This is a genomic window from Methylomonas sp. Uni0009, assembly GCF_054188105.3.
The window spans coordinates 3,611,567-3,626,782 of record NZ_JBTAFN010000001.1 but is presented as its reverse complement, the minus strand read 5'-3'; the positions used below and the strand labels follow the sequence as shown (position 1 = coordinate 3,626,782).

Below are 15,216 nucleotides of genomic sequence, written 5' to 3'. Positions count from 1 at the left end.
TTTTATATATCGCGTTAATCGACAGTTTGTGCGCACTAAGCCGAGTCTTATCATTATCCATGTCCCCGCTCCCCACTAGACAAGACTTTCAATGCGCGCGCTGATCGTCCTAGGTATGCTGTTGATGCCTTTGGCTACCGCGCAAGCGGCCGGCAAGGCATCGGAAGATTTAACTGAACTGTCCATTGAGCAATTGCTGAATGTGGAAATCATCCGCGCTTCCAGGCTGGGTCAAAAAGCCAGTCAAGCCCCCAGCTCGGTTTCGATTTTAACGGCAAACGACATACGCACTTTCGGCTGGCGCACGCTGGCGGACGCGCTGAACAGCATGCGCGGTTTGTTCACCAGCAATGATCGCAACTATAGCTTTGTCGGCGTGCGCGGCTTTATTCAGTCCGGCGACTACAATTCCCGAGTGCTGTTCATGATCGACGGCCAGCGCATGAACGAAAACATCTTCGACTCCGGCAATATCGGCCAGGAATTCATGCTGGACATGGACTTGGTGGAACGTATCGAATTTATTCCCGGTTCCGGCTCCACCATTTACGGCGCCAATGCGTTTTTGGGCTTGATCAACGTGGTCACCAAAAAAGGCAAAGCCTTGAACGGGGCGCAAATAGCCGGTGAAGTAGGTAGTTTTGACACCTACAAAGGCCGCGTCAGTGTCGGCAAGCAATTCGATAATGGCGCCGATGTGCTGGTGTCGGCATCGCATTTCGATACCCAGGGCGTGGAAGATTTATATTTCCCGGCTTTCGACGACCCAAGTACCAACAACGGTATCGCGCATAACATGGATACCGAACGCGCGGACCGATTGTTCGGGCGCATGCAATTCGAAGAATTCACCCTCAGCGGCGGTTTTGTTGATCGTTACAAGCGGGTGCCGACCGCGGCTTTCGGTGCCGTTTTCAACGATCCCACCTCGCATACTTACGACAGACAATTTTTCACCAATCTGAAATATGAAAAAGCCTTGAACGCGAAGACCTCGTTCATGGCTAAGGGTTTTTATCAGGGCTACGATTACATGGCCGAGGACCCGTTTAATGACTTCGGTAATTACGTTTATCACGACCAAACCAGCGGCCGCTGGTGGGGCGGCGAAGCGCAACTCACGACTAGCGTATTCGACGGACATAGACTACTTTTCGGCTTGGAATATCAATACGACCAAACCCAGCGCCAATTCGGCTATGTTACCGACCCTTATCAGATTTATCAGGATAGCGACCTCAGCGGCCACCGCGTCGAACTCTACGCTCAAGACGACATCCAGTTACTGGACAATCTGGTTTTCAGCGCCGGCCTGCGCCTAGATCAGACCCACATGCTCAAGCGCCTGCAACTCAATCCGCGTCTGGGCTTAATATGGAACCCTTTGGAGAATACCACCTTCAAGCTGCTGTACAGCTCGACATTTCGCGCCCCGCATGCCTGGAACCTGGATTACAACAACTACTATTACGGCGTCAGCCCCGAGCTTAGAGAAGAGCAAATCAGAAGCTACGAAGCGATTGCCGAATGGCATTCCAATGCCGGGCTGAAACTGCTGGTTTCCTTGTTTTACAACGACATCACCGAGTTACTGAAAGCCAACCCCGATACGGCGCTGCTGGACAATGTTGGAAAATACCACGCCTACGGTGCGGAATGGGAAGCGGAAAAACGCTGGGACAGCGGCAGAATGTTCAAGGCATCTTACACCTACAGCTTGTTTACCAACGAAGCCAGACAAGGAGTGTGGGCTTACGGTTCGCCGCAAAATATTTTCAAATTACACTATGCTGAGCCTTTGTTCGACGATTTTGTCCGGCTCGGCATCGAAAATATTTACATCGGCGACCGCAAGACATTTCAGAGCGGCAAAGCCGATGCCTACAATCTGGTCAATCTGAATCTGAGCACGGATCGCTTGATGCGTGGCCTGGATGTATCCTTCGGGGTTTATAACCTGTTCGACAGCCATTATGAAATGCTGATCAACAGCGACCGCTTCGACCTGTTACAGATGAACGGCAGGGAATTTCGTTTGAAACTACAGTTGACGTTTTAAAAAAGGGCCGATCATATGAAAAAGGCGTTTCATCGACGGAAATCTTGGGCTATCGGCCTGGGAGCGCTTTTGTGTTTGGGACAAACCTCCTCACACGCCGCCAATCAAGAGCCTGAACGTGACAATTTACCGGATTTGACCGGCCTCAGCGTCGAGCAATTGATGAATCTCGATGTGACCTCGGTTATGAAGGTGCCCACAGACATTAAACACGTTCCCGCCGCCCTGTTTGTATTGAGCAACGAAGAAATCCGCCGAACCGGGGCTACAACCATCCCGGAAGCCTTGCGGGTGGTGCCGGGCATGCACGTGGCTAAAGTGGACGGCAACAAATGGGCCGTATCGATGCGCGGCTTCAGCAGCCAGTTTGTCAATAAATTGTTGGTGTTAGTGGACGGCCGTAGCGTCTATAACCCGCTGTTTTCTGGAGTATGGTGGGATCAACAAGATGTGATGATGGAAGACATCGAACGCATTGAGGTCATCCGCGGCCCCGGCGCCAGCTTGTGGGGCGCCAATGCGGTCAACGGCGTCATCAACATCATCACTAAATCAGCCAAAGACACGCAAGGCGGTTTGCTATCCAGTCATGTCGGCAGCCAACGCTACGGCGGCGGTCTGCGCTATGGCGCCGATTTGGGCGGCGACGCCTATCTAAAAGTGTACGGCCGCCACACTAACTACGGCGACTCAAAAACCCTAGGCAGCAGCGCTAAGGCCGGCGATGAAGGCGAGATGAGCAAAATCGGTTTTCGTTACGACAAAGCCATCGACTTTACCAACAAACTCAGTTTGCAAGGCGATGCATTCCTCGGCGAGAGCAATGGCGCACTGCAACACTTCCCATCATTAACATCCCAACAGACGCCGGTGCTGGCGCCGCCCTTTTCTCGGGAATTACCGACGGACCAATTGTTCTCCGGCCATTACATCCAAGCACGCTGGGAACAACATCAAAGCTCGGACTCGAATACCGTACTGCGCATGTATTGGGACAGGCACAGCCGGAAATCGCCTTACTTGAATTCGGAATATCAAATCGACAATATCGATGTCGATTTTCAGCATAACTACAAGCTGAACGATAGCCACATGTTGGTGTGGGGCAGCGGCGTGCGTTTCAATCTGAATAATTTTGAGGACAGCGCGCAAATCTCCATGAGCGCCAGCAATCGTACCGACCGTATCTACAGCCTGTTCGGACAGGACGATATTACCTTGGTGCCTGATCGTTGGCATTTGACCTTGGGCAGCAAGCTGGAGCACAACCCGGTCACGCAATTCGAAGTGCAACCCAACGCACGCTTGCTGTGGACGCCCGACGACCAACATTCGTTTTGGGGCTCGGTATCCCGCTCGGTGCGCACGCCCAATTGGGTCGAGCAAAATATTTCCTACGGCTTGCAGACCCAGCCATACACGATACGCGGCAATACCGTGCCCGTGCTGCGCAACCTAACCGGCAACCCCGACTTGACCGCCGAAAAAATGCTCGGCTTCGAACTGGGCTGGCGCGGCCAACTCAGTCGCCAACTCAGTACTGATGTAGCCTTGTATCATTACAGTTACGACGATTACGCCAGCTTGACCCCCAATACCCAACGCTTCGCCGGCTATATGTTGCAGACGCTGGATTACAACAACTACGGGCATGTACAAGTCTACGGCGGGGAAATCAGTGTCGATTGGCAAGCGACTGAAAATTGGAAATTGCGGGCCACTTATAGCCACGAAGAAGAACGCTTCCGCCTGTCTCCGCTGGCACCTGCCAACACCACGCTGATCTCCGGAGATAGCTACCCGGCCCATAAAGCCATGCTCTGGTCTATGTACCAATTCTCCCCGCAACTCAAGCTGGATCTGAACTGGCGTTATTCGGATGCAACCGGCCTTAACGGCGCGCAATCCAGAGCCTATCAAGACCTGGATGCACGTTTGGGATGGGACTTGGGCGCGGGCGTGGAACTGGCGTTGGTGGGCCGGAATTTGCTGAACAGCAGTCATTTCGAATACGGCTCGGATATGTTTTCCACCGCCACAGCCGTGCAACGCGAGGTATACGGCACCTTGCGCTGGGACTTCTAAGCGGCCCGACACTATGCATACAGCGAAGAACCGGTGTCGAACATGAGTCGAATCTTGCGCCATCGCTATGCAAGATTGTGCCGAAATCGCAGTTGCGATGCGTCGTGCCTGTGCGCCCCGGAAAAACCAAGATTCGCAGCCATCACGCTAGTCAGCAAAATGCTGTTGCTGCCTTTGCTGTTTAGCGGCCATCTATGCCACGCCGAAGCGGCCAGCGAAGCAGCGGTAAAAGTGGCATTTTTATACAATTTCTTTAAGTTTATCGAATGGCCGGAGTCGGCAACCACACCGAATCGTTATACCTTGTGCCTGAGCAGTCATACCGATTTCGGCGACCATTTATTGATGTTGGAAGGCAAAACGGTGAACGGCAAGCCCTTGGATATCGCCCGCAATATATCACCCAAAGATATAAAATCCTGCCATCTGATCTTTATCGATACCGCCGATAATCCGGGCGATTACGCCCGCGAATTAAAAGGCTCGCCGGTAGTCAGCGTCAGCGACAAAGCCGGGTTTATCAACCAGGGCGGCACCATAGGTTTGATCCAGGACGGCAACCGGCTCAGCTTCGAAATTAACTTGGAAACCGCCAACGCCGGCAACACGCGCATCAGCGCCCAACTGCTGAAACTGGCTAAAAACATTTTGGCCGGTAAATAAGCCCGCATGCAGATGACATCTCGACGCCACCCATGATTCGCGACAAACTGGCCAATCTGCCGATGACCTACAAGCTGCAACGCTTGCAAGCCATCACTTTGGCATTGGCTCTGCTGTTTACCTTGTTAATTACCAGCATGACGCATATCTGGCAGGAGCGGCGCGAACTGTCAATGGAAGTGCGTTCGCTCGGCAAAATGATCGGTTTTAACGCCAACGCTGCGCTGCTGTTTGGCGACACCAAAACCGGCACCGAGATTCTGGCCACCTTACGCGGCAAATCCGAAGTCATCTCCGCGCAACTCTACAAAAATGACGGCGAAATTTTCGCCCATTACCCGGCCAAGGCTGCACCGGACAGTTTCCCCGCCACCTTGAGCGATGCGGAACAACAACAACGCAACCAGGGTTTGCGGATATTGAGCCAAGTCATTTTAAACCCCTTACCCGACGATAACGGCGACGTGATCGGCACCTTACGCTTGCAGCTCGACTTAAAGCCCATGTGGCGTATGGTGATTATCAGTCTGGGCCAAATTTTTTTGGTGATGGTGGTGTCGTTTATTCTGGCGGTTTTTTTCGGCCGGCGCTTGGCGGAATCGATCGCCGCACCGCTGATCAGGCTGTCGTCCCTGGCCAAACAGGTATCCAGGGACAACAACTACATGGTGCGCGCCCAAGGTGAAGGCGAAGATGAAATCGGCCAACTGGTAAGAAGCTTCAACCAGATGATCGAGCGGGTACAACAACGCGATGCCGAACTGGAAAATCAGCGCGGCAACCTGGAAAAACAAGTCGATCTGCGCACCGCCGACCTGCGGCAGGCCGTCGTCGATGCCCAAGCCGCCAATATCGCCAAGTCGCAATTTCTGGCAACCATGAGCCACGAAATCCGCACCCCCATGAACGGCGTGCTGGGCATGACCGAATTGCTGTTGGGCACCGACCTGGACACCACGCAACGCCAATACGCCGAAACCGTGTTCAGCTCCGCCGATTCTTTGCTGACCGTGATTAACGATATTCTGGACTTTTCCAAAATCGAAGCGGGCAAGCTGGAGCTGGAAGAAATCGATTTTAATTTGATCAATCTTACCGACCAACTCGCTGCCTTGTTCTTCGAACGCGCCAGCAGCAAAAACATTGAACTGGTGTGCACCGTCGATAAGCGGGTGCCGCGCGACGTCAGAGGCGATCCTTATCGCTTACGGCAAATACTCACCAACTTGTTATCCAACGCCATCAAATTTACCGAAGCCGGCTCGGTGAAAATGCAAGTAAATGTGGCCGAATCGGATCGCTGCCCATCCGCTGATGGCATGTGCCTGGAGTTTTGTATCAGCGATACCGGCATCGGCATCGGCCCGGACACGCAAGCCAGGCTATTCAAATCTTTTAGTCAAGCCGACGGCTCCACCACCCGTAAATACGGCGGCACCGGTCTGGGATTGGCCATCAGCAAGGAACTAAGCGAATTGATGGGCGGCAATATCCAAGTGCAAAGCCGTACGAACAGCGGCTCGGTATTTACCCTGCATATCCCGCTCCGCCAAGCTAGCCAAGCCCTGCCTGCAAGCTTGCCGGGCAACGATCTGCAAGGCAAGCAGGTCTTATTGGTGGAAGATAACCCCACCAATGCAAAAATCCTGGAAAATCATTTGACTGTTTTTGGCATGTTTACCCGCGTCGCCAAAAATGGCGCTCACGCCTTGGAAATTCTCGATCAGTCGGCACACTTGGGCCTGTTCTTCGATATTGCCGTGCTGGACATGAAAATGCTGGGCATGAACGGCGTCGAATTAACCCAACGGATTCGTATAGACCGGCGATTTGCCAATATCCGCATCGTCATTATTACGTCCAGCAACGATGAGGACGTATTAGCCAAAATTCGCGGCAGCGCCTGCGATCTTTACCTTCACAAGCCCCTGCACAGACGCACCCTGCACGATGCGCTGCTCGGGCTGATGTCGCAAAAACCGCAATCGTTCAGTACGCCGGCTTCTGCTGCCGGCGCCATTCGAATCCTGTTGGCCGAAGACAATCCGGTCAACCAGAAAGTTTGCAGCGCCATGTTGCGCCAGTTGGGCTACACCCTGTCGCTGGCGAATAACGGCCGGGAAGTGCTGGATATTATCGACCGCGAGCCGGTCGATCTCATCCTGATGGATTGCATGATGCCGGTCATGGACGGTTACACGGCAACCCAATACATCCGCAATCGGGAAAGCAGCCGCAATTTGCCTCGAATCCCCATTATCGCCCTCACCGCCAACGCCATGGAAGGTGATCGCGAACGCTGTTTGCAGGCCGGTATGGATGATTATCTCAGTAAACCGTTTTTACAAAAAACCTTGCAAGACAAAATCCAGGCATTGGCAGCCCCGCTGCCCACAACCGCCCTCAATACAGCCGCTCCCGAGATCAAATCGATTGCCGCTACTCTAGACCCGGCCGCACTGAATACCTTGCGGGAAATTGGCGGCAGCGCGCTGGTCGACGACGTCTTGGCCTTGTTTAGGACAAATGCCGAGCAACATATCGCCACACTCCGCTCCGGCCTGTTGGAACGGAATACGGAAACAGTGCGGCATGCCGCGCATAGTCTAAAATCGGCCGCCGCCAACATTGGCGCACTAAACTTGTCGGAACTGGCCCGTGCGCTTGAACATGCAGCGCGGCACAACACTTTGCAATTCGATAGCCGGGTTGCCGAAAGCCTGCAAACAGAATATAAAGAAATTCTCCAGCGGCTTTCGCAACTCAAACCCTCATAATGCAACGATTACCTGCCCGCAGCCTGATTTTAGCGATAGACGACGACGATATGGTGCGTCTGATGTTGCAAGAAATTCTGCAAAGAGAAGCGTTTGATGTCATTTGCGCGGCTAGCGGCAAGCAAGGCTTGGCATTGGCAGCCAGCGAACGGCCCAATCTGGTATTGCTGGATGTTATGTTGCCGGACCTTAACGGCTTCGACTGCCTGCAAGCCATCAAAAACATGCCCGGCAACAGCCTGCTGCCCGTCGTGATGCTGACCGGCATGGACGACCTGGAATCGGTCAATCGCGCCTTTCAATTGGGCGCGACCGACTTTATCTCCAAACCACTCAATTGGCCGACCTTACCGCACCGCTTACGTTACTTGCTGCGCTCGGTCGCCACGTTAGAAGAACTGGCCCGAAGCGAAGCGGCACTGCGCCAAGCGCAAAAAATTGCGCAACTGGGCAGTTGGTACTGGTCTATTGCCGACGACAACATGCAATGGTCGGAAGAAGTCTTTAATATCCTCGGCACGAATCGCTCATCGTTCGAACATAAATGCCGCGACTTATACCAATCCATGCAGCCATCGGAAGTCGGCAAACTGCAACAAGCCATTGATCTTTGCGTCAAAAACCGACGCAGTTTTCGCCTGGAATTATCGATTACTCGTCGCGATGGCGCCAACCAAGTGATTCATATTCAAGGCAAACCCGTGATCGCCGATGGGCAGGTAAGCCATATTCACGGTACGCTGCAAGATATTACCGAACGCCGGCACATAGAAGAACGGGTAAGGCTTTTATCTTACTACGACCCGCTAACCGGCCTGCCCAACCGGACGCTGTTCAAGGAAGTTCTGGCGCAAGCGATGTCCTATTGCACACGCTACGGTACGGTCATTTCCACTTTATTTATCAGTATTGATCGTTTCAAACGCATCAACGAAACCCTGGGCCCCAAAATCGGCGACCAGGTGTTGAAATTGTTCGCCGAACGCTTGCTGGCCGAAGTGCGGGATTGCGACTACATTTCCATCAACGCCGATTACGATTTGGCGGACATGACGGTCTCCCGGCTGGGCGGTAACGAATTTACCGTGTTGCTGAATCGTATCGAGGACACGCGCGATAGCGTCAAAGTGGCTAAGTGGATTTTTCAGGCGATGCAGCACGCTTTTACGGTGGAGAACACCGAACTGTTTCTGGGTATCAATATCGGTATCGCCGTCTATCCGGGCGACGGCCAGGATGAAGACAGCTTCATCAAAAACGGCGAGTTTGCGATGAACCATGCCAGCGAACACGGCCATAACAATTATCAGTTTTTCAGTAAATCGCTAAATGTTGCCGCGTTTCATAAACTGGCGATGGAAAACAGCCTGCGCCGCGCCATAGAACGTCATGAATTGCAGCTTTACTATCAAGCCAAAATAAATATCCGCCGCCAGCAAGTCGTCGGCTGCGAGGCCTTGATTCGCTGGCAGCACCCGGAACTGGGTTTGATCGGCCCGTCGCAATTTATTCCGATTGCCGAAGATTCCGGCTTGATTGCCCAAATCAGCGATTGGGTGCTGGAAAATGCCAGCCGGCAAACCTTGGAATGGCAACAGTCAGGACTGAGCCAAGGGCTGATCATGGCAGTGAACGTATCGGCGACTCAATTCCGACAATACGGCTTCGGCAATCACGTCCGCGACGTATTGACCAGCATCGGCTTGGAACCTCGCTACCTCAAGCTGGAACTGACCGAAACCATCTTGCTCGACCATATCGACGACGCTTTAATAACCTTGCGGGAATTACAAGCCCTGGGCGTCAAAATCAGTATTGACGATTTCGGCACCGGTTATTCATCCTTGTCTTATTTGAAAAAACTGCCTATCTCGGAATTGAAAGTCGATCATTGCTTTGTCCGCGATCTTACGCACAATGAAGACGACATGGCGATTACCGCGGCAATATTGGCTTTGGCCGACGCGCTGTCGCTGGAAGTGGTCGCGGAGGGCGTGGAGAATGAAGATCAAGCCAACTTCCTGCTGGATAGCGGTTGCGAGGTAGTGCAAGGCTTTTTGTACAACAAGCCCATGCCCGCCAATGAATTTGCCGCATTTGCCCATGCATTCAATGCGCAACGCTTTTTAGCCGACAAAGTCTGACATGTCCGTCAAGCCACGCATCCTGTTAGTCGAAGACGATCCGATGGTCCGTCTGCTGGTCAGGCAAATCTTGCAAGCCGACGGCTACGAACTGATCGAAACCGACAACGGCCGAACCGGATTGGAACAATTTATCGCCGCCGAGCCGGATTTGGTGCTGCTGGACGTGATGATGCCGGAGATGGATGGCTTCACATGTTTGCAAGGCATGCGTGCCGCCAGCGACAAATCGGTGCCGATTGTCATGATGACGGCTATCGAGGATACGCAAGCGGTGGAAAACGCCTTTCGGCTGGGGGCTACCGACTTTATCGGCAAACCCATCCAATGGCCGCTGTTGCCGCATCGCATCAGCTATGTGCTGCGCTCGCACCGCACTACTCAACGTCTTATAGAGCAACAAACGCTACTCAAGCAAAGCGAGCAACGCTTTCGGGATTTGGTGGAAAGTATCGGTAACGAATACTTCCTGTATTCTCACAATACCGAGCGTATTTTTACTTACCTAGGTCCTTCGGTGGAGCATATCCTCGGCTACAAACCCGACGAACTGCATTGCGACTGCTTCGATATAACGACCAACAACCCGATCAATCGGCTTGCCAGAACCTACACCGAACAATGCCTGGCGGGCATCAAACCACCGAACTACGAAGTGGAAGTACGCAGCAAGGATGGCAGTCTGCGTGTACTCAGCCTCAATGAGTCGCCCATGTTCGACGACCATGGCCGAGTGGTTGCGGTGAACGGCCTGGCGCACGACATCACCGAAATGCGCAGCACGCAGCAAGCCCTTGCCGATAGCGAGGAACGCTTGCGGCTATCCATGCAGGCAGCCAAACAAGGTTTTTATGACATCAATCCGCAAACCGGGGCCATGATCATCAACGCCGAATATGCCAGCATGCTCGGCTACAACCCAGCCGATTTCGACGCCAATATCGACAGCTGGATCATGCGCTTGCATCCCGATGACCGGCAGCGCGTTTCCGACGCTTACCGGCAGTACATCGCCGGGGAACTGGCAGAATATCGCCTGGAATACCGGCAGCGTTGCGCCGACGATAGCTGGAAATGGATATTATCGATAGGCAGTATCGTCGAGCGCGACGCCAATCATCAGCCAGTGCGCATGCTCGGCACCCACACCGACATCACCGACAGTAAAACGGCAGCCGAACGCCTGAATTTGCTGGCCAAAGTGTTCGAAAACAGCGGCGAGGCCATTTTCCTGTGCGATCCGGATACCCGCATCGTGTCCAGCAATCAGGCCTATACGACGATTACCGGTTACAGAGCCGAAGAGGTGCTACAGCAAACGCCCTCCATTCTCGATGCGCGTCATCTTGACCTCAACCACTATCAACGTATCTGGCAGGCCTTGCGCGAAAACGGCTACTGGCAAGGCGAAATTTGGGATACCCGCAAGAACGGCGAGACCTATCCCGCATGGCTGGGTATTTCCGCGATGTATAACACCCACGGCGTGATCAGCCATTACATCGGCATTTTTTCGGACATTACCGAGCGCAAGGCCGCCGAAGCGCAAATCGAATATCTGGCACGTCACGATCCGCTCACCAACCTGCCCAATCGCACCTTGTTGCGCGACCGCTTCGACCAGGCCATGGCCCATGCCGTGCGTAACAACACGCTGGTCGGCTTACTGTTTCTGGACCTGGATCATTTTAAAAATATTAACGACACAATGGGGCACGACGTCGGCGACCGCTTACTGCAAGGCATCGCGGAGCGTCTGGTGCAATGCGTGCGCGAGGTGGATACGGTTTGCCGGCAAGGCGGCGATGAATTCATCATTATCCTCACCGACATTCCCGACATCGACGCAATCACGCAAATTGTGCTGAAAATTCTCGATCAACTGACACAACCCTTTGTCATCGAAGGCGTCACACTTTGCACCTCCTTCAGCATAGGCGTCAGTTTGTATCCCAATGACGGCCTGAATTTTCACGGTTTACTCAACAAAGCCGACACGGCAATGTATTCGGCGAAAAACGAAGGCCGCAATACCTTCCGCTTCTTTTCCAACGATATGAACCTGGCGTCTATCGAGCGGATGAATATCGAGAACGGTCTGCGCATGGCTTTGAAGCGCAAAGAACTTCGCTTGCATTATCAGCCGCAATATTCCATACACAACAACACGGTGATCGGTGCGGAAGCCTTGCTGCGCTGGCAACCGGAAAACAGCCCGATGATCCCGCCGGCCAAGTTCATTCCTATCGCCGAAGACAACGGCATGATCGTACCGATAGGCGACTGGGTGTTACGCGAAGCCTGTAAGCAAAACAAGCTTTGGCACGACACCGGTATGAAACTGCTGGTTACCGTCAACATCTCGGCCCTACAGTTCAAGCGCGGCAACTTACTGGAGTCGGTACAAAGCGCATTGGCGGAATCCGGGCTGGAACCGCATTATTTAGAGCTGGAGTTAACCGAATCGGTCCTGATGTTCGACACCAATGCCGTCATCAATACGATTGCCCAGTTGCGCGCCTTGGGCGTCAGCTTTGCCATCGACGATTTCGGCACCGGTTATTCCTCACTGAGTTATTTGAAGCGCTTTGCGGTGAACAAACTAAAAATCGACCAATCGTTTATCCGGGATTTAACCTCAGGCAAAGCCGAAGACACCGCTATCGTCAAAGCCATCCTGCAATTGGGCGATACGCTGGGCCTACTGACCTTGGCCGAAGGCGTGGAAACCAAGGAGCAAGCCGAGCAACTGCATCAACTCGGCTGCCGCAAAGCGCAGGGGTTTTATTGGAATCAACCCTTGCCCGCCGACGAATTCGCCCGGTTGTTTACGCCTGGTTAAAATAACTGCCAAACCGGCGCCGCGCCGTCCGGCAAGGCCGCCAGACGCCCCAGCTCCAGCCATGGGTTGCCCGGCGCATGAAAATCCGAGCCCATCGACGCATGCAATTGATGTTTGCTGGCATGCAAATAACTTAAGCGAATATCGTCGATGCTAGCCCGGCCCGTCACCACTTCGATGCCCTGCCCGCCTGCCGCCTTGAATGCTACCAAAGCTTTGTTGATCCATTTGGTGCTGAGTTTGTAACGCAAGGGATGGGCCAAAACCGCCACACCACCCGCCGCCCGAATCCAGCCGACACAATCGGCCAGACCGGCCCAAACCGTCGGCACATAAGCCGGCTTACCCTTGCTCAAATAGCGGTCAAAGGCGTCCTGCTGGGTTTCGACCACACCTTGATTAACCAAAAAATCGGCAAAATGCAGGCGGGTGATTTCGCCGTTACCGGCGATTTGTCTTAACGTGGGATAGGCATCGGCTATGCCCTTCTTCGCCAGTTTTTCGGCAATTTTTTGCGCGCGTTGGTCGCGAATTAATTGTTGCTTGGCAATACCGTCGAGTAAGCCCGGATGCTGTGGATCGATATTTAAACCGACGATGTGCAGACAATGGCTTTCAAAACTGGCCGACAGTTCGATGCCGGGAATCAAGCGGATGCCGGCTTGCGCGGCGGCTTCGGTCGCTTCTTGTAAGCCGGCAGTTGTATCGTGGTCGGTCAAAGCCAGCGCGGTGACGCCGTGCTGCTGGGCGCGCAGCACCAGTTCGGTGGGCGACAACGCGCCGTCGGACGCGGTGGAATGACTGTGTAAATCGTATAATTCCGACACTATTGATAATCACCGTAAAGTTTGGCGTACAAGCCGTTTTGTTGAATCAGGGAATCGTGTTTGCCTTGTTCGCAAATCTGGCCTTGTTCAAAGACATAAACGTGGTCGGCCTGTTTCACCGCACTGAGCCTATGCGCAATGATGATGGTAGTACGGCCTTCCAGAAAGGTGCTCAAGGCTTGGTGCAGTTTATACTCGGTTTCGCTGTCCAGCGCCGATGTGGCTTCGTCGAGAATCACCACTGCCGGCTGGCTGACTATCATCCTGGCAATGGCCAGCCGTTGCCGTTGGCCGCCGGATAAGCGCATACCCTGCCTGCCCACCACGGTGTCCAAACCCTGCGGCTGTTCTTCAACGGTCGACTTCATTTGCGCAATCTCCAAAGCTCGCCACAATTCAGCATCGGCAATCTCCCGGCCCAAGGTCAGATTGGCGCGTATCGTATCGTTTAGCAAAGCGGGATGCTGTAAAACGGTCGCGACATGTTCGCGCACCACATCCAAGCCTATCCGGTTCAGCGGCACGCCGTCGAAATAAATCATGCCGCTGCCCGGCGGATATAAACCGATCAAAGTTTGCGCCAGCGTCGACTTGCCACCGCCGCTGGCGCCGACCAGGGCGATTTTCTCGCCGGCCGGTATGGTCAGATTAATACCGTTCAGTACCGGTTCGTCCTTGTAACTAAAATGCAGATTCTTGACGCTGACCGACACGGTTTTACGCCCGATAAACGGGTTTTGCAAATGCGGATAATACGGTTCGCGCTGCAACAGGGTCAGCTGATTGACGCGGGCCAACGCGGCTTTGGCGGCATAAAAAGACTGCTGAATGCTTAATATCTCCTGCACCGGCGCCATCATGAACCACAGATAACCGAATACCGCCAGCATTTCGCCTATGGTCAGATTGGAATACAGCACCATCAGCATCGCGGTGGCGCGGAAAATATCGAAGCCAAATAGAAAGGTCAAAAAGCTCAAACGCACCGTCGCATCGCTTTTCCAGGCATAGATGGTCGAGTGGTTTTTAACCGCCAGTGCGCTGCCGATCAACTGCCGGCAATAGTGCTCCTCGCGGTTGCTGGCGCGGATTTGATGAATCGCCTCCAGCGTTTCGCTCAAAGCTTGCTGGAATATGGCGTAGGCTTTGTTTTCGTTAGCCTTCAGTTCCTTCACCCTGGAACCAACGGCCCTCGCCAGGTAAATTACCAGCGGGTTCAAAAAGATAATGAATAAACCTAATTGCCAGTGCATCCACAGCAGAATCAAAGCGGTACCGAACACGGTCAGAACTGCCACCAATAATTTACTGATCGTGGTGCCGATAAAATTATCCAGCGTATCGAGGTCGGTCACCATGTGCGAACTGACCGTACCGCTGCCCAGGCTTTCATACTCGGACATCGAGATATGTTGCAAATGTTTCACCAAACTTTCGCGAATGCGAAAAATCACATCCTTGGCAATATTGGAAAACTGCCGAGTCTGCATAATGTTTAGCACCAAGGCAAACAAGCGCAACAGCAAGCTCAGCAGCAAAATAATGGCAATGTAAATGGCAGGTTGCTGCCACTCGCCGGGCAGCCATGGATTGAGGCTATTCAGCACCACGCCCGGATGGTTAAGCAGGACTTCGTCCACCAATAATGGCATCAATAAGGGTACCGGTACGCTGGCAACTGTTGCCAAGATGGCGACCAAATGCCCGTTGATCAGTTGTTTTTTATGCTGCTTAGCGATGCTGTAAATATACTGCCAGGAATATTCGGCTTGCGCCGCGCGCTGTGAGGTTTTCAAGGTAATGAAACAAATTCGATGAA

General features: G+C 53.3%; 8 protein-coding genes. 6 read left to right on the top strand and 2 right to left on the bottom strand.

The genetic code is table 11. The features are described from left to right. Positions 1-91: 91 nt before the first annotated feature. The 6 genes from ACWAU0_RS16785 to ACWAU0_RS16760 are packed head-to-tail and all read left to right on the top strand — an operon-like array spanning position 92 to position 12,570. Entirely contained in the window at positions 92-2,059 is a 1,968-nt protein-coding gene (locus tag ACWAU0_RS16785; protein WP_458137334.1) for a TonB-dependent receptor plug domain-containing protein, read from the top strand. Positions 2,060-2,074: 15 nt separating this feature from the next. Then, the gene (locus tag ACWAU0_RS16780) at positions 2,075-4,144 is read left to right on the top strand and encodes a TonB-dependent receptor plug domain-containing protein (protein ID WP_171695636.1); all 2,070 of its coding nucleotides are present in this window, start codon (positions 2,075-2,077) and stop codon (positions 4,142-4,144) included. A gap of 42 nt (positions 4,145-4,186) precedes the next feature. After that, complete coding sequence (locus tag ACWAU0_RS16775) at positions 4,187-4,807, top strand: YfiR family protein (RefSeq protein ID WP_445369009.1); 621 nt, start codon at positions 4,187-4,189, stop codon at positions 4,805-4,807. Positions 4,808-4,839: 32 nt separating this feature from the next. Then, entirely contained in the window at positions 4,840-7,584 is a 2,745-nt protein-coding gene (locus ACWAU0_RS16770; protein ID WP_458137333.1) for a response regulator, read from the top strand. Then, positions 7,584-9,728 (top strand): two-component system response regulator, encoded by a 2,145-nt coding sequence (locus ACWAU0_RS16765; RefSeq protein WP_458137332.1) that lies wholly within the window; start codon positions 7,584-7,586, stop codon positions 9,726-9,728. The genes ACWAU0_RS16770 and ACWAU0_RS16765 overlap by 1 nt, the downstream gene beginning before the upstream one ends. A 1-nt stretch (position 9,729) precedes the next feature. Continuing rightward, a complete protein-coding gene (locus tag ACWAU0_RS16760) occupies positions 9,730-12,570 on the top strand; it encodes an EAL domain-containing protein (protein WP_458137331.1) in 2,841 nt (946 codons plus the stop codon). Here ACWAU0_RS16760 and ACWAU0_RS16755 read toward each other — a convergent pair. Further along, a complete protein-coding gene (locus ACWAU0_RS16755) occupies positions 12,567-13,397 on the bottom strand; it encodes a PHP domain-containing protein (RefSeq protein ID WP_458137330.1) in 831 nt (276 codons plus the stop codon). The two genes, ACWAU0_RS16760 and ACWAU0_RS16755, sit on opposite strands and share 4 nt — an antisense overlap. Beyond that, on the bottom strand, positions 13,397-15,193 hold the full coding sequence (locus ACWAU0_RS16750) for an ABC transporter ATP-binding protein (RefSeq protein WP_205450354.1): 1,797 nt from the start codon (positions 15,191-15,193) through the stop codon (positions 13,397-13,399). The genes ACWAU0_RS16755 and ACWAU0_RS16750 overlap by 1 nt, the downstream gene beginning before the upstream one ends. Between the last annotated feature and the right edge of the window lie 23 nt (positions 15,194-15,216).